Genomic DNA, 20,995 nt, shown 5'->3' with positions numbered 1-20,995 from the left:
CCAACTTAACACGTTAACTATAGCGGTGAAACGGTCACTTTTCATGACTAAAAAGGCCTGACATACACTGTCAGGCCATATTAATGGCTTACGATTATGACTTAGATTTGCTCCCAAGGCCCATTCGCATTGCCAGGCTGATCACCTTGTGTCCACCACTTGGCACGGTAATTAATTCCATTAAACGTCACAGTCTCACCACCGTTGTAAGCTTTATCCGCTGACCAGGCATTGCCTGTGCCCCCATCACCGCCACCCGTATCACCATTCTGGGCTTCCCATACTGCACTGGCGCCAGGTTGTTCACCTTGTGTCCACCACTTAGCCTTATAAGTCACACCGTTATAGACTACGGTATCTCCAGTGTTATACACCGCTGCTGGATCCCATGTATTACCTCCCGTAATAGGTGCCTTTACTGTGACAGCAATGGTAACTTGATCAGTCAATTTACCATCGGTCACGGTGACAACGACATTGACCACTTCATCTACCGTTACGGTTGGGGCGGTAAACGTGACGTCTGCACCACTGGCTGTGGCATTGACCATTCCGGCTGACGCTGAATACGTTAACACGTCTCCTTCTGCATCAGTCGCAGAGACGGCAATGACCACATCTTTACCACTCTCAACCGTTGCGGTTGCCGGTGCCGTCAGTACTGGCGCCGAATTCTCACCCGGATTGGTACCCGATCCTTTAACGTTAACAACAACAGACTGGGTTGTCGCTTTCTTACCATCAGATACCGTAACAGTCACTGTTTCCTGAAGATCAGCCGTGCTATTAGGAGCCTTATATGTGACCGTTGCTGTGCCATTACCATTATCAACCAGCGTTGCATTGATGACGGTAAAGGATAAAGCATCCCCTTCTGCATCTGTTGCTGAGACATTGAAACTGATCACTTGGCCTGCATCTGCTATTTGAGCACTAGGCACGGTCAACACGGGTGCAGTGTTTACCACCCCGCCCCCTGCAGTGAAGACACGGTCGATCGCTTCTGCTAATGGCGAGCTCAATTGTGTACATTCTTTCAAATTTGCACCATGGCTAATGAAAGTGCCTTCACATTTTATATCACCGTGTACCTGCCAAACAATCACACCACCCAGTTGGTTATCAACGATATACTGCGCTTTCTTCTCAATCGCTGGCACATCATCATAGCTTAAGAAATACTTACCTTTTACAGCGTATGGTACTTCTGCATTGACATCCCACTTATGTTCCCAGCCCGGCTGCTGCAGAATATAGTTATAGTTTGGTTGACCTTCGAACTCTTTCCAGTTGTCTAAATCAACTGCTGAATTTGTAGGGCCGTCAACACTGAAGTTAACGGTACGCTTATCTGTTGGGGCGCCAACATACGCAGTTGCTTCGGTTGTTTGGACACCACGCCCATAGAATGCAGCACCAAAGTTGACTTTTTCTAGCGGGATATTCTTCGCTACCAGCCAATTTTTCAGATAATCAAGCGTCAAACCCGGGAACTCTTCTTCAGGATAGGCATAAAGCGGCGAATTGTGACCCGCTACATCTGACCAACCACCGTTCAGATCGTAGGTCATCATGTTGAAGTAATCCATAGAAGCGGCAAGACGCGTCCAGTTAAAACCTTCTAGTTTTGCGGTTGATGCAGAGAAAGCTGCCGTCAGTAGCTTATTCGGGCCAATACGCTCACGAATGTCTTCCATCAACTGTTCGAAGTTCGCAAAGTCATCCGGGCTTCCAGGGAAGTTCATGCCGCCAGAACCTGGAAATTCCCAGTCAATATCAATACCGTGAAAACCCAATGCCATCAGCCGGTCGATGTCAGCCATGAAACGGGCTTTCTTAACTGGATCACGAGCCATTTCAGGGAAGTGCTTGGACATACTCCAACCACCCAGCGAGGCCATTACTTTTACCCCTTTCTGGTTGGCTAAGTCGATCAAGCCTGGCGCACCACCCGCTTTTTTCAGTGGGATAGGCATCTGCCCTTCAACACCTGATGGCGTATGAAGCCACCCGTTACCATTCTTAACAAAGCCTTGCTCTTCAACTTTTCGGCGCAGATCTGCCTCCCAAGCCTCAGTGCCAGGGAACTGATGCACATATTCCAGCTCACCCCAAAGAATATGGAAATCCCAGCTTGAATAGACATCTGGATGTAATAACGGACCAGGCTCCTGAACGGCTGTTGGCTGATAAATGCTCTTGTTACGTAGATCACCACTGTGTAGAGAGCCGTCTTTCGCGACACCGAAGAACGAAAAATTCAAAATCGAGTAGATATCCATGTCCACATTTAAGTGAGTGGCTTCTCCTTTTACAGTGAACCCTTGGTTGGGACCTTTCCAAGCCTCCCATTGGGTCAGGTAACCAATAACCTGCTTATCGTGTGTAGGGGCAGCCGTTGCAGTAGCAGCCGTCCCTGCCAGCAATATACCAGCCATCGCACAGGCTAATTTGCTAAGAGGTAATCCTTTTTTCATTGTTTACTCCACGTTAATTGATATTATTAGAAATAAGTACGTCTTTATCTTGTACTCGTTTAAATTCATGTTAATTGTTAGTGAAGTTTTTTTGTTTCGAGAAATGAGAGTTGGCATTTTTTATGCTGCTTCCAAGCATTTGGTGAATAAAATGTAACAATCAATGGGAAAATGCGTATTCCGCTAAGAAAACAGCGGCATACTTAGTGTGGCTTTAACCCTTTTTAGTGGCACTTTTTCACCTCTAAATATTTTAGAGCCGTGTAATTTAGTGTTGAGATCAATTAATAACCATAAACTCAATAACTTCCTTTCCTATCATTTCGCTTAACCGCTACTATATTAATGTTTTGTAGGTACCACCGTTTTTCAACAAGGGATTGAACAATGAAAAAAAATGCCACTAATCAATCTCAGGGCATGTTGCTATTTCAACTATCTGCATTGCAGTCATTTGCTATAGGTACACTGAAAGTCAAAGAAATTGTGCCTTATACGCCTCTAACCGCTATCCCGAATTCTCACCCGACGATATTAGGCGCAGCAACCTTACGGGGTGACACGCTGCCAGTGATTGATATGGCGAAAGCTGTCGGTTATCCCCCGATCACTCAAGATGAACTAAAGAGCTGCTTCATCATCATCACTGACTGTCGCCGAATGCTAGTTGGTTTTCTTGTTAGGGGGATTAATAAAATAACGGAATGCAACTGGCATAATATTGATGCCCCACCCAGTACACTGGGTAACAATGTTTTTGTCACTGGTGTCACAACGGTCGAAAACAAACTAATTCAACTACTTGATGTCGAATTACTATTGTCGAAAGTCTTTCCTACTTCACCTGACAGTTTGAATCCGGTGCTCACTGATGTGCAGCGAGAAATATTACGCCCACTTAAAATTCTACTGGTAGATGATTCAGCCGTTGCACGTCGCCAACTATCTCAAGCGTTAGACAGTATTTCTATACCCTATTTCATTGCGACCAATGGCCATGATGCACTTAATATGCTTAGACATGCGGCTGATGCGGGGGAGCCTTTTGATATTTTAGTGAGTGATATTGAAATGCCGGGACTCGATGGTTATGAATTAGCTTTTGAAGTACAAAATACCCCACGATTAAGCCACGCCTATATCATTCTTCATACATCACTTTCCAGTGAAATCAGTGTGTCACAAGCTCACCAAGTTGGAGCACACGAAGCATTGACTAAATTTGAAGCTAATGAGCTCATTCATGCCATGCTACGTGGAGCCGAACAAAAAATGAATCGTTCAGCACTCGTCTAACGATTACGATATCGCCAACCCCACATTACCTATCAATGCCAAGTCATTTTACTTGGCATTGTTTTTACAACGAACAAATCGCTGATTATTACGAATCATGGGTTTCTTTCTGGCTGGTATATTGATGCAGCGCTGTCTTCAAAGTCTGCTGACTCACAGGTTTAGAGACAAAATCATCCATTCCCGCATCTAGACATTTTTGTTTTTCTTCCATCACGACATTCGCCGTAAGTGCAACAATAGGGATCCGCTTATCTGAGGGTTCGATTTGACGAATAACCTTGGTCGCTTCAAAACCATCCAACACTGGCATTTGGCAATCCATAAAAATCAGATCAAAAGTATGGTCATGATACGCTTGCACTGCCAATTGGCCATTTTCGGCAATAACAACATCTACACCCAACTTTTCCAGCATCATTTTAGCGACTTTCTGGTTAATTACCGTATCTTCCACCACTAATACACGTAATTTTCCACCCGTTTTTTCAGCCTCTTCTACTTGATTTTCCGTATGATCCGATGCTGTAGCGCCCTGTATCTGTTCTGGCTCTGACAGAATTGTTTCCTCCACTGCCACATTCTGGGGTAATTCATATTGCGATGGCTCCTCTGCTGCAAGCAACTGAAGTGCCCACTCTAAGTCACAGTCTTTATATGGCCGAGCCAGGAATAAACGGATTCCTGCTTGCTTGAGATCCTTATCATCAACATTTTCTGGGGCGGCTGAAATCATCAACATTTTCGGACAACAAGGACCAAACTCAGCATGAAGTAAATTTGCAAGTTGAAAGCCATCGATTTTTGGCATGATCTTATCCAAAATCACAACATCATATGCCATACCATCATCAATAGCTTTGCTTACCATTGATATAGCCTTTTGCGGCTCTTCACATATTTGTACTTTTATATTTAACGCTGCCAGTTGGGCTGACGTAATACGCATATTTAACAGACTATCGTCAACCAGCAGCACCTTTAATCCACTTAAGTCCTCACACCCCTCTCGGGTATATATAACCTCACTTTTTGCTAAATCAACGGTAAATGAGAAGCAACTTCCTTGTCCGGGGACACTGGTCATCGAGAGTTGCCCCCCCATTAACGACACCATTTCTTGGCAAATCGATAACCCTAACCCAGTACCGCCATATTTACGCGTCGTGCTACCATCCGCTTGCTGAAATTTTTCGAAAATCGTCTCATGTTTATCAGCGGGAATGCCAATACCTGTATCACTCACATCAAATTGAATACGGCTCGTATCCGCTTCGTCCCTGACAAGCAAAATATGAAGGCGAACATAACCTCGTTCAGTAAACTTAATCGCATTACTGATCAAATTGGCAAGGATCTGCCTGAGCTTTGTCGCATCACCAATTAGCATCGGGTCAACTTTTGCGTCAATCATACACTGCAATGCTAGCCCTTTTTCTGCGGATTTAACAAGAAAGAGGGATTCAACTTCCTTATTTAAAGAAAATAAATTTAAGGGCAATGATTCAAGCTCGATCTGACCTGCTTCTATTTTTGAGAAATCAAGGATGTCATTAATTAAATCAAGCAAGGACAAAGAAGATGTATGCAGCATATTAATATATTCTTTTTGATCAACTGGCATATTCATGTCACGCATCAGTCCTGATAATCCTATAATACCATTCATGGGAGTTCGGATTTCATGACTCATATTTGCCAAAAATTCACTCTTCTTAAGATTGGCTTCCTCCGCATACTTTTTGGCTTCTTCTAACTGAACATAATTTTCACGAATATGGTTCACAGACTCATTATAATGATAGACCAAGGTTGTTATCTCATCCTGAAAGAGTCGCTTGGAAAGTATCACTGGCAAAGGAACATTTTTCTCATCAAATAATGTGACCGTTGTGGATATTTCTGTTAACGGCTTCACTAATATTCGATAAGCAATAAATAATATAAAAACGGAAAGACAGAATATTTGTATTGCATGACCGACTAATAACAACATAAATTTATCAAATAAACCTTGATAAACAATAACTAAACTGGACTGTACAGTTATCGTTGCTAACTCAAATGTCTTGTTAGCCGCAATATAATTGAGTTTCCAACTCTTTTCTAAAATCTTCTCTGGTTGTGATGCTCCCAGCTCAATGATTACTTCATGCTTATTCGCAATTTTCAAATACGTGATTTCAGGTAATGAGATAATGCCTTCTGCTTGTTCTTGTAACAGTTTCCTGTCCTCTACCCATAAGGTCGATGCTAGGCTCATCTGGTAGCTATTTTGGATTTGTCGTAGACGAGTATTGATCTCCTTGAGTTCACCGTTGTAATCCAGGTACAAACCGAACAATGTTGACAATAGAGTAAATACTGAACTTACCAGCAATATAAATAGTAATAATTGCTTTGATAGACTCATTTTTTTTAATATTTGTGATCGATGTTCTGTCTTACTCATCCCTACACTCGCATCTTCATTTCCCTCAACTAACATAATGATAGACGGTAGATTGCAATATTTTCAGCAAGGATGAAAAATGATCAAAAAAACCTTACTATCAGCAAGTGTATTGTTATCATTCTCCAGTTATGGCACGGCTATAGAACCTGTAAATTACTATGTCATTACAGAACAGGCAGCCCCCTTTCAAATCGAAAATAATAACTTACATCAGGGTATTATTTCGGACATCGTTACCGCGGTATTCCAAGATAGTCATTATCAAATTCGTTACCATTCCTATCCTTTCAATCGAATGATCACTTTACTTGAAGCAGGAGGAGAACCTAACTGGATCACCTATGGCAGCCCTCAATGGGGAGGTGTACAAGCCAATAACCTGTCGGAGGATTCCGTATACAACGTAAAACACGTTTTAGTAAGCAGCTCAAAGCAGCCATTCACATTCAAGTCAATCTCAGATCTAGAAGACAAAGTTGTCGTATTGCTACATGGGTTTGATTATCCACAACTGGTACCGTTTATTGAGAAGGGTCACATTGAAGAATTACGCGTAAAAGATTATGGTGCTGCATTTCGAGTTATTAATAAGCTCCCCGCTGATACCGCCTTTATCGAAATGGAGTCGCGGGTAAAATATAACCTTGATAGACAACATAAAAATAGAAACGACTTTAGCATACAGTCATTCGATGCCATTATACCAAGCTATCCTATTCATTTGGCATTTGACCCAAACATGGATGATGACCTTCAGCATTTCATAAATAAACGAATTGTTGAATTAAAATCATCTGGCGATATAGATAAGATCATTGATAAATATCTCTAACCGTACATATGATGTCTCAAGGATTAACTGACTATCATGACATATCAGGTAAATAAACCAGCTAACAATGTAGCTGGTTTACATATAATCAGGGTACTTACTTAATGAAAGCGCTATCAAACATATGACCTAATTTGGTAGCTTTTGTATTTAAGTACCCATGATTATATTGATTGTTTCCTTCTTGTAATGGAACACGTTCAACAACATCAATATTAGCATTTTCCAAGGCTTGTACTTTTCGCGGATTATTGGTCATTAATCTGACCGATTTCACATTCAAAAAACTTAACATACCACGGCAAAATGAATAATCCCGCATATCTGCAGCAAATCCTAGTGCTTCATTGGCCTCAACAGTATCAGCACCGTCATCTTGTAAGTGATACGCTCTGATCTTATTAATCAGACCAATACCTCGTCCTTCCTGCCGAAGATAAAGTAAGATTCCACTTCCAGCATTGACAATATTTTGCATTGCCCGTGCCAATTGAAAACCACAATCACAACGCGCACTGAATAATGCATCCCCCGTCAGACATTCTGAATGTAAACGTATAAGTGGAGGATGAGAAGCATCAAGATTGCCATACACTAGCGCCAAATGCTCTTTACCTGTTGACTGTTCAACAAACCCATACATGTGGAATATACCCCACTGAGTCGGTAATTTGGCGCTATCAACATAACGCACTAAATTATACGGCTCTATTTCAGCAAAGTGCTTCCTAACTTCCATCAGAATCTTCCCAAGTTCATTCTGACCGGTACCATCACCACCATCACCCCAATAATGATCTTTATGGGAATGTTCGATAAGCGTTTTATTGCCAGTGCTTACCAGTAAATGGATCAGATGATTATGCTGTCTGAATTTTTCAAACACTATATAGCGCATCACAGCATGGCGGACATCCATCCAATCGGATTTTACCTTAGCTTCATATTGTCGACTTAACTTAAATGCATAATCAGGAGTCTGCGCCAATCGTATTTCACGCTGAATATTGGGATCAGTAAATTTTTGTGCTTGATAATAATGTTCACTTGTTGCCCAAACCACATCACTTAATAAAATTGGGCTTAGCGAAAAATTAGATAAAAATCCATTTTGCTCATTAGGCTCATAAAACTGTATCTGTTCAACCATTCATCACACTCCTTAGCTTAAAATGAGTTACTTGATCCAGCCAACTATTTGTACCCGAGCGACCTCAAAATGCGTGTTTCACCGAGAATCTATTCGCAGATAATCAAGGCAAACCGCCCTTCACGAGTAAGTCTGAACTCATTATGGTCCCTGTACCTTGATGTAGCTTGGGCATATGTCTATTTATTTATACATACCAGTATAGCTAATTTCACAAAATAGCAACACTTCGTATCGTTATATACCTATTATGCATCATCCAAAAAGCAAGCTTCTGGCTGTGATACCAGATAGCCCAAAGAGCGGCTCTTATGAAAAGATTTTAATTTCTGCGATTTTTAAACAAAAAAAAGCACCGAAAAATTTCCGGTGCAATTACTGTTTTTGTTACAAACAACCTGATCGTAACGTGTTTATTGCTCGGTTGACAAAGAATGTTGACCCGTCATAAATGCCTCTAGCAATTCTGCTGTTAGCTCACCCGCCTCTTCTAAGCGCTTTAATTCTTCAACAATGCGCTTTTGTTCATCAATTGACGGAATCGGCAGTTCTGGCTCTTTAGCAATATCATCAGGGATACTTAGATTGTCTAGCATAGTTACACTCTTGAATATCTAACAGATTGAACAAAATTTTATACGAGTAGTATACATTATTTATACCAATCTGGATAAGTAAGGGGCCAGATAATTACGCAAGCAAATTGCTTAGAACTAAGTATGGGTTACAATAAAGTAATCATTCTAACTACAAGATTTACAACAAAACTATCAGCGATTTTGACCCGTTTGAATGATCAAGTGCAGAACAAGATTGGTTGCAGAGCCAAATGACTTATTTCTCTGCAGTAAAAATAAAAAGGGCGCCTCCAGGCACCCTTCTTGAATCTTGACTATCAGATGGTATTAATAGCTGTCTGCATACTCCGGAAAGGCATCACGCTGCCGCGCGATACGACGTTTTTTCTTCTTTGAAGATTGATCGAAATCATGAAAGTCATCTTCAACATCGAACTTATGTTTTGACTTAGACCCTTTGCCTAATTTTTGATCTAACTTAGCCATGCTTGTTTCCTGAAGCTATTCCAGAGTAAGTAACCAATACTGATTCATTGCACAATTGCAACAACATTTATTATCAATAAGAGACTATTGAATATAGATGATGATGTATCATTCTTTTTATGACAGGTAGACTTAATATCAAAAATCTATCGAAAAAACAGTCTAATCTGTCAAACAAAAAATCCATTTGTGATACACATCAACTTTCGATTAATCCCTTATTATCACCGCTCATAGCAGCGATAATCTGAGGATAGGAGATCACAGTATTTTTTGTACAACGAGTAATTTTTATCATATCAATCGATAATGCAAATGAAACAATAAGCATTCATTTTCATTAGATTTTCTCAATGATTTGATTCAATGGTACCGCTAACATTGACTCTAGGATCTCAAGTTTATCAGTCTCGTCACGCCAGACCAGATACAGTGACTGCTCCATCACTGGCGCCCCCTCAACCGGATATAACATACCTTCATTTACGCTGCTTCCGACAACTGGGGAGGGTAAAAAACCGACGCCACTATTGTTAACTAAAAATTCCAGCGCCATCTTACTTGAATGTGTATGCATAACGGGGGTTTTCTGCAATTCAACAATGCGATTATGCTCAAGTGAAAAACGGGTTCCCCAATCCAGATAAACCAATGGCCGAGATTTTACTTGCTCCATCGAACAATTCGGTTCATTTGTTACAAGCTGTAATTGATAATCACGCACTTTGGTAACATGCAAATTTTCAATTTTCGGAGGATCGCTCGTAATCGCAACATCAATGCTTTTATCTAACAGCTGTTTTGCCAAGCTCTGTCGAGGCACAGACTCTAAACGTAACGCTAGCCCATCAACACTCTGGTAGATCCGACTGATCCAATCAGAGATACCATCAAACTCCCAAAATAGAGAAGATGCGCCAATTGTCACTTGCTGATTCATGCTATCAGTCAATGCGACGTCCTGTTTTGCTCGTCCCCACGTTTGTAAAATGGCCTCAGCATAAGGCTGTAGCCGCTCTCCGGCTGCGGTTAAATGAACATTGCCACGCTGACGAGAGAAAAGATCATTCCCCATCTGGGTTTCTAGCTGTCTTATGCGAAAACTGACTGCCGATTGAGTCAAAAATAGGTTATCGGCAGCACGCCCAAAGTGACGTGTTTTAGTGACTTCAAGGAAAGTTCTGAGTAGTTCAGTATCCACTAGCGTTCTCAATAACGAAGAAGAATATTAAACGATAATAATACATCTGAAGGATGAGTTACATTAATCAATAATTTTCATCGTTACGATAAGAAAAAATCATTTTACAAGATTCGTACTCTGAAAGAATATCAGCGGAAATCTCGTCCGGAAGCATATTAAATGAGAAGTGTAGGCAAATTTTACGACGATAAAAATTTCCCACGAGGCTTCAACCGTTCAGGTGTCTTCACCGTCAGCGAAGCCCAGATGTTAGAGAACTATGGCCGCACAATGCGAGCACTAGCAGATGGTTCGTTGAATCCTCAGACAACGGTTGAACTTGAGTTTCTTGCGGAAATCAGCGGCGAAAAAGACATACAGTCAAATCTAGCAAAATGCTGGGCTAAGTATGTCAGTAAAACCACAAGCAAAATCCGTAGTTACACCCTTTGTGTTTCGCAACGAAAAGCAAACGGTAGCTACGATGATGACGATGATACAGACAGTGATTCTGATCTGGACATCTAAAAAAATTATAGTAAAACAGTCGTTTTACAAAAAACTTGAATAAATCCGAATAAGCCATCCACTTTTGTGTGATGGCTTAATTCTTTTCCATCCTGTCAAAAATGACAGTAATTAGGCAATTGCTATGAAAATTTGTTTTGTTATGTATCCGTGGGACAAAGTTGAGCCAGAAAATGACTCAACACTGCGAATGATTCACGAAGCTGCATCTCGTGGTCACACGGTAGCCATTACAACTCCTAATAACCTGACGATGCGCCACAGCACTGCGCTAGCGTTCTGCCAAGTATTGAAGCAAGGTGATGTCACATCAAATATCCCAAGCTTCTACCGTAAAGCAGAGTTCAACAGTGCGCAGTTACCACTTGCAGGTTTTGATATTATTTTCATGCGTGCCAACCCGCCGCTAGATACGATGGCATTGAACTTCCTTGATTCTGTTCGTGATCAAACTTTCATCATGAACGATATCGATGGTCTTCGCGTAGCAAACAACAAGCTGTATACCACATCGCTACCTGATCCAAATAATGAGTTCATTCCTGATACACACGTATCAAAGAACCGCGACTATCTACAGCGCGTTCTAGAGGAAAGCAAGAACGAACGTATGATCTTGAAGCCATTGAACGGCTACGGCGGCAAGGGCGTTATCCTTATTGAGAAAAGCGCAAAATCAAGCGTTAAGTCTCTACTCGATTTTTACATCGGCGACGACAAGAACTATGTGATCCTTCAAGATTACATTGAAGGCGCTGAAGCTGGCGACGTACGCATCATGATGCTAAACGGTGAGCCTATCGGTGCAATGCGTCGCGTACCTGCTGAAGGCGATGTACGTTCAAATATCCATGCTGGCGGTCGTGAAGTGAAACATACGCTGACTAAAGCTGAAATCCAGTTGTGTAAGCACATCGGTCCAAAATTGGTTCGTGATGGTCTTTACTTTGTCGGTCTAGATGTGATCAACGGTAAGCTGGTTGAAGTTAACGTACTAAGCCCAGGCGGTATTACCCGTATTAACCGTCTAAACCGTGTTAAATTACAAGCTCAAGTACTTGATTTCGCTGAAGGCGTAGTAAAGGCAAAAGAGATTGGTATTACTCGTAAAAACGAGTTCCGTCAGGTAATTGCTGATGCTACAGCTTACTGAAGCCGAGGTGCTGGACAAGATCCAGCAACTTATCCCCTTCGAGGCGCAGCTGAACGACAGTAGTCTGACCATTCGCATCAGCGAATATCAGCCATACATCGCGACAGCTATCCATCATGGTCACCGCTTACGCGGTGATCTGATGCCTAAATGCTTACTCAATGAAGATGAGCGCTATTTCGAAGAAGACCCGTTTACCGGCGATTTTATCTCCTCGCTACCCATCGTATTGCAAGGCGAAGACTCACGGTATGAGTATGATCTCAACCGTGCGCCTGATAATTGCATTTATGAAGAAGCATGGGGTAAACCGGTTTGGACTGAGCCATTAACAGACACAGAACGTGCAGTGTCGCTAGAAAAGCATAATACCTATTATCGCATCCTGGCGTGTCTGATTGATACGCTTGAGAGCCATTTTGGACTATGCCTGTTGTATGATATTCACTCATATAACCATCAGCGAATTGATCGCGATGTGCCCGTATTCAATCTGGGAACCAAGCAGGTTAACCGCCGACGCTGGCGTAAAGAGATCGATAGCTTGATGGATAAATTCCGTCAGATTGAGCTGCCGAATATCGATGTTACCGCTGAAGTGAATGACGTGTTTCAGGGGATGGGTTATCAAGCGACATTTGTGAAGAACAACTTCACCAATACCCTGATCATGCCGCTGGAAGTCAAAAAAGTCTTTATGGATGAGGCCCGCGGAGAAAGCTACCCGCTGGTTATCGAAAAAATGAAGGCTGAGATGAAAAACGTCCTGACCGAGCACGCAGCAGAAACCATTCTACGCCGCACTAAGGTCAAAAAGTTAACCAGCAGTCATATTCTGGCCTCTAAGCTACCACGTGAAGTGATCAAGCTTGATCGCCAGTTATATACGATTGCGCGGGGTGTGAATACACTGAGTTACATCAACCCGCTCAACATCAAGCAGGAAAAGCGTCGCTTCTTGCAGCGTCCTCATGATTATCAGCCTGACTTTACCTATCGTCAGCTTGATCTGGACCCTTACAAGTTCCGCGAGCAGCTTTATCGTTTGCCAGTTGAAGACATTCGTGATGCTGACATCCAGCAGATGTATCGCAAAGTGATTGATCAGCTAGCGGTACGTATTGACTTGCTAACCAGTATTGGTACTGATGAGTTCCTGTATAACTCGCTGCGCTATTACGGGCAGCCAGATCAGCAAGACATCGCCAATGCTAACTTCATTTTGCATGCGTGCGAATATGAAGTGCCTGAAGATGAAACAATCACCGCTCAGCAAGCGATTCAAGCGTTCAAAGATGCCGCTGATGAATATGGCATAAAATGCAAAATCGCAGGCTCTAAACAGCTGATTGCTCGAGCAATGGTCAGTGGTCGCAACATCAAGGTAAACCTTGGCGCTAAGTTTAATCAAAAAGACTTAAATGCGCTTATTCACCATGAACTTGGGGTTCACTTGGTAACCAGCGCTAACGCCGAAATGCAACCATTAAAAGTATTGCAGCTTGGCTTGCCGGGTAATACCCATACACAAGAAGGCCTTGCGATCCTTTGTGAGCACCTGTCTGGTAGCTTCCCGTTGCATCGCCTAAAAACATTGGCATTGCGCGTAATTGCTGTAGACATGATGGTACGTGGTGAGACGTTTAACGAAACATTCCATGCACTTCACCATGACTACAAGCTAAACAAAGATGATGCCTTTACGATTACAGCCCGTGCATACCGTGGTGGTGGTTTTACTAAAGACTACCTCTACCTTAAGGGCTTGAAAGATGCCTTGCATGCTTATGCCAACGAAGATCTAACTTCACTGTTTGTTGGTAAAACAGGTTTTGAGTTCAAGCCACTATTGGATGAGCTAATCACCCGTGAAATTCTGAACAAGCCTGCTTTCCTACCGAAAGCTCTTGAACTGAAAGACAATCACGATCCGATCATCGAGTACATGCTGCGCTGCATCAAGTAATTCAAGAAGCTAAAAACAAAACGCCAGGCTCAAGAGCCTGGCGTTTTTATAGCCATGAATACCATCCCTTATCTTCCAGTATTAGCATTGCTTTTTCTCGTAAGTAATAATTGAAACAATCGCCCCGTCAGGATCACGAATTGCGCTAATTCGACCAACATTAGGAATGTCTTTCGGTTTAAACACCGCAGTTCCACCTGTCGCTTTAGCCAAAGCTAACGTCTCATCAACATTATCAACCGTAATATAGGTTCCCCAATGGTTAGGAATCGCTTCATAACCGGCAGGTTTACCCATGACCCCTGCAACGGGCTCGCCCGCCGCCTTAAGGATATAATAAGCGCCTTCCGGCATCGCCATTTTCTCCACCTCCCAACCGATGACCTGAGTATAAAATGCAGTTGCTTTTTCAGGATCATCTGTCATCAATTCTGACCAGCTAAATGCCCCATGCTGATAAAATGAATTATTCATACCATCACCTTACTTACGTTATTATCCGTTCCCCTAAGCGTAGCTTAGACAGGGTAAATAAGACGGTATAAATATACATAACGGCGGTTGCCAATGTTCCGTAGTTCGGGCATGCTAGCCTTCATTCTTCTTTGTGGTATCTCTCTGAATGGAATCGCTTTTTATCCAACAGGCATTGGATGTCTACAACAGTACCAGCCGAAGCCATTACGCTTTATTCGGGCAAACCGTGACTAATCTTGATGCAACAGTGTTTTATTTGCAGCAAGCACAGTCACTCGCGTCACCAGCTATACAAACAGATATCACCATTTCCCTTGCGAATATCGACACATTTAAAGGCAATATTCAAACGGCGCTAACTCTACTTACGCAAACATTACATTCCGCGAGCCCACATCAATATATTGATATCCTTTGCTATCTCGTTGTGTGGCAGCAAGCAGTATGCAATATGAAATTAAGCCAAACCTACCTGTCGCAGCTTAACGCTGTTTCACCTACGACGGCTCAACAAATCACAACACTGCTCGACATCATTAAATCTCTGCTGACACACCCCATTCATTACCTCCCAGAATCGCCAACACTGCATTCTTTAACAAAGCCGAATCACAACATTAAAAATGGTCATGCCATTGTGACATTGGGCTACAAACTCAATTCTGACGGCACAATGGCTCAGCCATTACTGCAACGACTCAAGTTAACGCTGATACTCGCTAAACGTTTACCAAACAGTCTTATTATCGTCACAGGCGGACTGGCAACAGCAGGGAATACAGAAGCACAACTCATGAAGCGATGGCTGATTCATCACGGGATAAATACCAATAGGATTATTGAAGAAAATCAGGCGATGAATACTATCGAAAATGTTTTTTATTCCTTAGCAATTATTCAGCAGAGCGCCATTAACCACATCACTCTCGTCAGTGCCTCAATTCATGTGCATAGAACGCACATTCTATTCGACAGCATGCAACGCAAGCACTACAAACAACCATTATTCATCGATCACATTGCGGTTAAGGATAAGCTGGCCACTCAGACGATACCCTGTGGCCAAACTCGGATAAATTGCTATATTGACGCACTACGCGGATTTGGCCTCCCTGCATTTCGCTGTGGTAATACGGTACAATATTGAACAATAGTTACGCTATCATGGCGAATCGTCATGTTAGTAATAGAGTCCATATTCTGTGTATTCAAATGGCTGAAGTTCATACTGACCTTCAAGAAAAGTCACTAGATCAATGAGGTCTGTCACTGTCATCACATCATTATAATTTGGCATTATCGACGATCCTGAACGCACTATTATTTGGGGATCGTAGCCATGAGCAATACGGTGCGACGGATTAATGATTGACATGACAAGCTCTTGGTAAGTTTTCAGCCTAGTCACTTTCCCGCCCAATGCAATACTGATATCGGATTCATCCAGCACATCAGGTCGTTCAAACCCTTCAAGAGCATGACAACTAAGACACTGAAATTTAACCAATAGTTCTGCCCCATGAGCGGCGTTACCCTCAGGTAAAGTAAAGCTAGAGGTATTACCTCTCTCTGGTGCATCACAACCACTGAGCAGGGCAACAGCAAATATTATGAGAATTGTGAATTGTTTTTTCATTTTTCACCACTCCTTACAACTTGCGGATAAACACGCTACCGCGTACAGACACGGTTCTGTAAAGTGTAGTCAGTGGTGCAGAAATAAAAAAACCTTCAAATGAAGGTTTTTATTTCGAGTAACTAAGGCATCAAATTAAATTCTAAACCGTCCGATTTGCCCTTGAAGTTGCTGACACTGCTGAGCCAATGTGGCAAATGCCTGCTCAGTGATCTGGATCTGGTCAACCATTCTCTGACTTTTCTCTGCAATATTCTGAACATTTTGATTAATGTCTTCGCTAACATGACTCTGCTGAGTTGCCGCCGTAGCAATTTGCAGGTTCATTTCATTCATCACACTAATAGAATGGCTGATTGCATCCAAGGATTCATTGGCCGTATTAGCTTGACTCACCGTATTCGTGCCGCTGTTACGACTGCTGGCCATGGCAGCGACCGCTTCCTTAGCGCCTAATTCTAATCGCTCAATCATCGCCTGAATTTCCCCCGTGCTTGACTGTGTTTTACTCGCCAATGAACGAACTTCATCAGCAACGACGGCAAAACCTCTGCCTTGCTCACCGGCACGGGCTGCTTCTATGGCCGCATTCAGTGCCAACAAGTTAGTTTGATCTGCAATGCCGCAAATCACATCCAAGATAGAGGCAATGTTACCGACATCACGCTCAAGATCAGCAATAACCTGGCTTGATGCATCAATATCGTTGGCTAACTGATGTATAGAACTCACCGCCTCACCCAATACCGCACGGGCAGCATCAGACTCATCACTGGCATGCTGGCTAGCTTGTGCAGCCTCGTTAGCATGCTGACTGACGTTTTCACTGGTTGCACTCATTTCATGAACAGCCGTTGCTACCTGCGCACTTTCTTCTTGCTGCGACGAGGCATTTCTTGCCACGCCTTGAGTCTCAAGCTGAATTTGTCCCGTTGCAACTTGCACGGCTTCTAGCGTTGAGGCAACTTCTGTTATCGTCTGGTGTATGGTACTCACAAAGGCGTTAAAGGCTTCACCGAGCTGACCGACTTCATCGGCACTGTCAATATCAACCCGCTGAGTCAAATCACCATCCCCTTTTGAAATATTATGCATACTTTCAGTCAGTCGTTTAAGTGGCGCAATCACAACACCTGAGATAATCCACCCCGTAAACAGTGACAACACAATCGTCACTACAGTGCCCACTTCCAAAATAGCAGTGACCAAGGCCACTTCTTCTGTCACCGCGCTCTGCAAAGACTCTTCAGTATTATAAACAACGTCCCGCACCGCCTTAAACTCATTAATCAACACGTCAAAATCTTTTGCTATTTCGAACTGCTTATCATTGTAATAACCTTCAGATAAGGCAGGATTATTTACTATATATGCATAATAAGCGACCCAACGCTCATACTGTTTTTGCAGACGGTTCAAGGACGCTTGATGACTGGCACTAATCAGACCTTCATCGATTAATGACTGAGCCGATAAAATTCGCCTCAGTGCTTTTGATTCATCATCAAAATAAATGCTTTGGTAATGTTCAACTTGTTTTGGGTTTTCATGTGCTAATACCACCCCCTGACCGGCAGTCATCACCTGATAAAGATCTTGGTAACCATCATCCATTTGCTCCAGTACCGGTTCTATATGCTGGTTCAAGATAGCATCCGTCCGAATCTGACCATTTAGGGCGATGATGATCAAAGCAAACAAACCAGAGAAAATTGATACGACAACGCCAACGGGCAGAACGAATTTCCATCGAAAATTCAGGTTGTGAAACCACTGCATATATATCCTTAGACTCACTGCAACTTGTTGTTACTAATCAACATGTATCACATGTCATCATATAGCGACTAATAATAACCAAGGAAATGTAAAGCGTGTTTCAATTGGCTTCTGATCTATAGCCACGATGTACCACCAATGACTCATTTGTATTTTTCATATGAATTCACAGTTAATCCCCCCTCATCTTCAACAGAATAAAGTCACCCAATTTGCTGACTCGCTATGTCGGAAAAATCCGGTATTATCTTGGGTATAGTTTGACGAACGTGACCACATCTATGTATCTGCAGAATCTAAAACAATACTTTGGCTTCGATAGCTTGCGCCCCGGCCAAGACGCCGTTATTAGTAAAGTGATCAGCGGCGAATCCGCTGCTGCTATCTTCCCAACAGGCTCAGGGAAATCACTGTGCTACCAGCTTCCTGCGCTGCAATTACCTCACCTGACGCTGGTGATCTCCCCCTTACTTGCGTTAATGAAAGATCAGTTGGATTTTCTTCACAGTAAAGGGATCCCTGCTGCTTCTATTGATTCCAGTCAAACATGGGATGAAAGCCAGCAGGTGATGCAAGGCGTAAGAAACGGACAGATCAACATATTGATGATCTCTGTAGAGCGCTTGAACAACGAACGTTTTCGACACTTTATTTCACAAGTACCCATTTCATTGCTGGTTGTGGATGAAGCCCACTGTATTTCAGAGTGGGGGCATAATTTCCGCCCTGATTACTTAAAATTACCGCAGTATTGTAAATCACTGAATATCACGCAAGTGCTCTTATTAACAGCGACTGCAACCCCTGCAGTTATCGAGGACATGAGCAATAAGTTTGCCATTAACCAAGCAAACATTGTGGTAACCGGGTTCTACCGAGAAAATCTTGATCTCACTATTCTGCCAACACCCGATGCTGAAAAACAGCAGACCCTGCTTCATCTCCTGACCCAAGGTGCGCCACAACCTACGATTATTTATGTGACCTTACAAAAAACGGCAGAGATACTATCAAGCTGGCTACAACAACAAGGCTACATGGCTCAGGCCTATCACGCGGGGATGAACAGTGATCAACGGCAGAAAATTCAGCATGATTTTATGACGGGTCACCATCATTGTATCGTGGCGACGATAGCCTTCGGCATGGGTATTGATAAATCAGATATTCGTCGAGTTATCCATTTTGATCTACCTAAATCCATTGAAAACTACAGCCAGGAAATTGGTCGTGCGGGGCGTGATGGCCTACGTTCAGAATGCATTCTACTTGGCAGTAAATCAGGACTCAGCGTACTTGAAAACTTTGTCTATGGTGATACCCCAGACCTGTCCGCCCTTGAACAAGTACTAACGCAAATCAAAACAAACCCACAACAATGGGAAGTGATTTTACTGCGCTTGTCAAAAGACACTAACATTCGCCAACTACCACTTAAAACCTTATTGGTTTATTTAGAGATAGCGAAAATCATCGAGCCGCAGTACACCTATTTTGCTGATTATCGCTTTAAGCTATTAGTTGATCAGCCTCAGATCCTTGACCAATTTCAAGGTGAACGCCGTGATTTTGTGAATCACATTTTTTCTTGCTCACCCAAAGCCCGCACTTGGCATACCGTTGATTTTGATGCCTTATGGCAAACCGCCCACGCTGAACGCAAACGTGTTATTGCCGCCATTGATTATTTCCATGAAAAAGGCTGGATCGTATTAGAAAGCAAGCAAATGACTGATGTATATCGAATATGTCACACCTCATTTAATTGCCATGATGAAGCCTTACGACTTTACCAACTTTTCAAAACCAAAGAAGACAGTGAAATTGGCCGACTCTCTGACATGCTGGCCTTCTTTGAAAGTAACCAGTGCCTAAGCCATACGCTAGCGAGCTATTTTGCCGACCATCAGGCCCCACAAACTTGCGGACATTGTTCTGTTTGTCGCGGGCAGGTTGCCGTACTTCCTCAAGAATCGGAACACACGCCACCATCAGATAATATGATCAAGGCATGGTGCGATCCGTATATAGCAGCATGTCCTTCTGCCCCTTCATGGGCAGGGATGACCCGCTTCCTCTGCGGGATGACAAGCCCCTTGCACACGACGATCAAAGCGAGGCAACTGTCAGGATTCGGAAAGCTTGAGCAATACCCGTTTAAGCAAACTTTGCAGCAAGTGGCTCAAATTTACCCTGAACAACCATCCTCTAAGAACGAGTAGACAATAATGACAAAGTGATGAGGAAGATATTTGTATTATGAAAAAACATTCTCCCATAGCGATCTTGGTCACAACGTTTTAGAATATACCCATAATAGTAATGGAGATAGAGTCAAAGTCATGTCAAACGAAACTCAAGAATACCAAACTTGCGAAGCATGCGGTGTATCAGCTGAAATGGGCTTCATCATCAAAGAAGGTGATGACGTCGCTAAAGTATCCATTTTCGGTGGTAATAAAGCAGCACTTGAAGCAGAGCTAGCAAACTACTTGGCGCTAGCTAAAGAAGTGAATGCCAACTTCAAGCACGAAGTCAGCCCGCTGTCTGATGACAGCACCGAGCTAACTGCGTTTATTCAGTTTGAATGCAGTGCTGAAAAGCTTATTTATGAGCTAAAAACACGCTCGTTAATGCGCTAAGCGTAGAAGAATACTGAGCCGTTATTTTGTAACTTAACAACAAAATACCGTACCGCCAAAAGCCAATACTCATCCAGTATTGGCTTTTTTGTTTGCCCAGCGAAGCTGGCAAACCCGTCAGGTTGCAAGAAACCTGAATCACCCCGACTGAGGGGAAGATAATCCGAATCGCAAGGGCGTTGCTGGCCAACGGCAGGGTCTGAAGGAAGCGATAGGAAGTTAACAGTACACAACGAAAGTGAACCTGATTCGGCAGTCTAGGTGGGTAAGCGTGCAAAATAGCGCAAAGCCCCATACTCAGTCAGACCTATGCTGTGCTTGAGGGTGGAATTGTTAACTGAGGGTGGAATTGTTAAC

Annotated in this window: 17 protein-coding genes; 8 read left to right on the top strand and 9 right to left on the bottom strand. The window is 42.8% G+C overall.

What is annotated here, in order from left to right; translation table 11 throughout:
* Positions 1 to 101: 101 nt before the first annotated feature.
* Complete coding sequence (locus tag L4D12_RS23390) at positions 102 to 2,477, bottom strand: glycosyl hydrolase family 18 protein (protein WP_428450237.1); 2,376 nt, start codon at positions 2,475 to 2,477, stop codon at positions 102 to 104.
* Between the two features lie 387 nt (positions 2,478 to 2,864).
* On the opposite strand from L4D12_RS23390, the gene L4D12_RS23385 reads away from it, so the two are divergent.
* A complete protein-coding gene (locus L4D12_RS23385) occupies positions 2,865 to 3,773 on the top strand; it encodes a chemotaxis protein (RefSeq protein ID WP_428450236.1) in 909 nt (302 codons plus the stop codon).
* 88 nt (positions 3,774 to 3,861) lie between these two features.
* Here the strand turns inward: L4D12_RS23385 and L4D12_RS23380 are convergent, their stop codons facing one another.
* Positions 3,862 to 6,225: a response regulator gene (locus L4D12_RS23380; protein WP_428450235.1), complete on the bottom strand. Its 2,364-nt coding sequence runs from the start codon at positions 6,223 to 6,225 to the stop codon at positions 3,862 to 3,864.
* Between the two features lie 82 nt (positions 6,226 to 6,307).
* On the opposite strand from L4D12_RS23380, the gene L4D12_RS23375 reads away from it, so the two are divergent.
* Entirely contained in the window at positions 6,308 to 7,060 is a 753-nt protein-coding gene (locus L4D12_RS23375; protein WP_428450245.1) for a substrate-binding periplasmic protein, read from the top strand.
* A gap of 97 nt (positions 7,061 to 7,157) precedes the next feature.
* Here L4D12_RS23375 and ribA read toward each other — a convergent pair whose 3' ends face one another.
* From ribA to hdfR, 4 genes are all read right to left on the bottom strand, one after another.
* Positions 7,158 to 8,210: a GTP cyclohydrolase II gene (gene ribA / locus L4D12_RS23370; protein WP_428450234.1), complete on the bottom strand. Its 1,053-nt coding sequence runs from the start codon at positions 8,208 to 8,210 to the stop codon at positions 7,158 to 7,160.
* 413 nt (positions 8,211 to 8,623) lie between these two features.
* Entirely contained in the window at positions 8,624 to 8,806 is a 183-nt protein-coding gene (locus tag L4D12_RS23365; protein ID WP_428450233.1) for a restriction endonuclease subunit S domain-containing protein, read from the bottom strand.
* A 309-nt stretch (positions 8,807 to 9,115) separates the two neighbouring features.
* Positions 9,116 to 9,274 (bottom strand): hypothetical protein, encoded by a 159-nt coding sequence (locus L4D12_RS23360; protein ID WP_428450232.1) that lies wholly within the window; start codon positions 9,272 to 9,274, stop codon positions 9,116 to 9,118.
* Positions 9,275 to 9,614: 340 nt separating this feature from the next.
* Positions 9,615 to 10,475, bottom strand: a complete 861-nt coding sequence (gene hdfR, locus L4D12_RS23355) for an HTH-type transcriptional regulator HdfR (protein ID WP_428450231.1) — start codon at positions 10,473 to 10,475, stop codon at positions 9,615 to 9,617.
* Positions 10,476 to 10,637: 162 nt separating this feature from the next.
* Between hdfR and L4D12_RS23350 the strand changes: the two genes are divergently transcribed.
* The 3 genes from L4D12_RS23350 to L4D12_RS23340 all read left to right on the top strand — a co-directional run bounded on the left by L4D12_RS23350 (position 10,638) and on the right by L4D12_RS23340 (position 14,104).
* Complete coding sequence (locus L4D12_RS23350) at positions 10,638 to 10,985, top strand: MaoP family protein (protein ID WP_428450230.1); 348 nt, start codon at positions 10,638 to 10,640, stop codon at positions 10,983 to 10,985.
* 124 nt (positions 10,986 to 11,109) lie between these two features.
* Complete coding sequence (gene gshB, locus L4D12_RS23345; RefSeq protein ID WP_428450229.1) at positions 11,110 to 12,138, top strand: glutathione synthase; 1,029 nt, start codon at positions 11,110 to 11,112, stop codon at positions 12,136 to 12,138.
* Complete coding sequence (locus tag L4D12_RS23340) at positions 12,122 to 14,104, top strand: flavohemoglobin expression-modulating QEGLA motif protein (RefSeq protein ID WP_428450228.1); 1,983 nt, start codon at positions 12,122 to 12,124, stop codon at positions 14,102 to 14,104. The genes gshB and L4D12_RS23340 overlap by 17 nt, the downstream gene beginning before the upstream one ends.
* 81 nt (positions 14,105 to 14,185) lie before the next feature.
* On the opposite strand, the gene L4D12_RS23335 is transcribed toward L4D12_RS23340, so the two are convergent.
* A complete protein-coding gene (locus L4D12_RS23335) occupies positions 14,186 to 14,578 on the bottom strand; it encodes a VOC family protein (RefSeq protein ID WP_428450227.1) in 393 nt (130 codons plus the stop codon).
* Between the two features lie 148 nt (positions 14,579 to 14,726).
* On the opposite strand from L4D12_RS23335, the gene L4D12_RS23330 reads away from it, so the two are divergent.
* Positions 14,727 to 15,728 (top strand): YdcF family protein, encoded by a 1,002-nt coding sequence (locus tag L4D12_RS23330; RefSeq protein WP_428450226.1) that lies wholly within the window; start codon positions 14,727 to 14,729, stop codon positions 15,726 to 15,728.
* 33 nt (positions 15,729 to 15,761) lie between these two features.
* Here the strand turns inward: L4D12_RS23330 and L4D12_RS23325 are convergent, their stop codons facing one another.
* On the bottom strand, positions 15,762 to 16,217 hold the full coding sequence (locus L4D12_RS23325) for a cytochrome C (RefSeq protein ID WP_428450225.1): 456 nt from the start codon (positions 16,215 to 16,217) through the stop codon (positions 15,762 to 15,764).
* Between the two features lie 135 nt (positions 16,218 to 16,352).
* Positions 16,353 to 17,996 carry a methyl-accepting chemotaxis protein gene (locus L4D12_RS23320; RefSeq protein WP_428450224.1) on the bottom strand — a complete coding sequence of 548 codons (1,644 nt, stop codon included), beginning with the start codon at positions 17,994 to 17,996 and terminating at the stop codon, positions 16,353 to 16,355.
* Positions 17,997 to 18,277: 281 nt separating this feature from the next.
* On the opposite strand from L4D12_RS23320, the gene L4D12_RS23315 reads away from it, so the two are divergent.
* Positions 18,278 to 20,218: a RecQ family ATP-dependent DNA helicase gene (locus tag L4D12_RS23315; RefSeq protein WP_428450223.1), complete on the top strand. Its 1,941-nt coding sequence runs from the start codon at positions 18,278 to 18,280 to the stop codon at positions 20,216 to 20,218.
* 120 nt (positions 20,219 to 20,338) lie between these two features.
* The gene (locus L4D12_RS23310; protein WP_428450222.1) at positions 20,339 to 20,638 is read left to right on the top strand and encodes a YfcZ/YiiS family protein; all 300 of its coding nucleotides are present in this window, start codon (positions 20,339 to 20,341) and stop codon (positions 20,636 to 20,638) included.
* Positions 20,639 to 20,995: the final 357 nt, after the last annotated feature.

The organism is Photobacterium nomapromontoriensis (assembly GCF_050336815.1).
Classification (GTDB): Bacteria; Pseudomonadota; Gammaproteobacteria; order Enterobacterales; family Vibrionaceae; genus Photobacterium; species Photobacterium nomapromontoriensis.
Note: the sequence above shows the minus strand (reverse complement) of the source record. Positions and strands in the feature narration are given on the sequence as shown.

What these genes read in the sequence shown, in the direction of transcription:
- L4D12_RS23380 (WP_428450235.1), bottom strand. Translation starts at nt 6,225, where the DNA reads ATGAGTAAGACAGAACATCGATCACAAATATTAAAAAAAATGAGTCTA.
- L4D12_RS23330 (WP_428450226.1), top strand. Translation starts at nt 14,727, where the DNA reads ATGGAATCGCTTTTTATCCAACAGGCATTGGATGTCTACAACAGTACC.
- L4D12_RS23365 (WP_428450233.1), bottom strand. Translation starts at nt 8,806, where the DNA reads ATGCTAGACAATCTAAGTATCCCTGATGATATTGCTAAAGAGCCAGAA.
- L4D12_RS23360 (WP_428450232.1), bottom strand. Translation starts at nt 9,274, where the DNA reads ATGGCTAAGTTAGATCAAAAATTAGGCAAAGGGTCTAAGTCAAAACAT.
- L4D12_RS23320 (WP_428450224.1), bottom strand. Translation starts at nt 17,996, where the DNA reads ATGCAGTGGTTTCACAACCTGAATTTTCGATGGAAATTCGTTCTGCCC.
- L4D12_RS23390 (WP_428450237.1), bottom strand. Translation starts at nt 2,477, where the DNA reads ATGAAAAAAGGATTACCTCTTAGCAAATTAGCCTGTGCGATGGCTGGT.
- L4D12_RS23385 (WP_428450236.1), top strand. Translation starts at nt 2,865, where the DNA reads ATGAAAAAAAATGCCACTAATCAATCTCAGGGCATGTTGCTATTTCAA.
- L4D12_RS23335 (WP_428450227.1), bottom strand. Translation starts at nt 14,578, where the DNA reads ATGAATAATTCATTTTATCAGCATGGGGCATTTAGCTGGTCAGAATTG.
- ribA (WP_428450234.1), bottom strand. Translation starts at nt 8,210, where the DNA reads ATGGTTGAACAGATACAGTTTTATGAGCCTAATGAGCAAAATGGATTT.
- L4D12_RS23350 (WP_428450230.1), top strand. Translation starts at nt 10,638, where the DNA reads ATGAGAAGTGTAGGCAAATTTTACGACGATAAAAATTTCCCACGAGGC.
- L4D12_RS23325 (WP_428450225.1), bottom strand. Translation starts at nt 16,217, where the DNA reads ATGAAAAAACAATTCACAATTCTCATAATATTTGCTGTTGCCCTGCTC.
- L4D12_RS23315 (WP_428450223.1), top strand. Translation starts at nt 18,278, where the DNA reads ATGTATCTGCAGAATCTAAAACAATACTTTGGCTTCGATAGCTTGCGC.
- L4D12_RS23310 (WP_428450222.1), top strand. Translation starts at nt 20,339, where the DNA reads ATGTCAAACGAAACTCAAGAATACCAAACTTGCGAAGCATGCGGTGTA.
- gshB (WP_428450229.1), top strand. Translation starts at nt 11,110, where the DNA reads ATGAAAATTTGTTTTGTTATGTATCCGTGGGACAAAGTTGAGCCAGAA.
- L4D12_RS23340 (WP_428450228.1), top strand. Translation starts at nt 12,122, where the DNA reads ATGCTACAGCTTACTGAAGCCGAGGTGCTGGACAAGATCCAGCAACTT.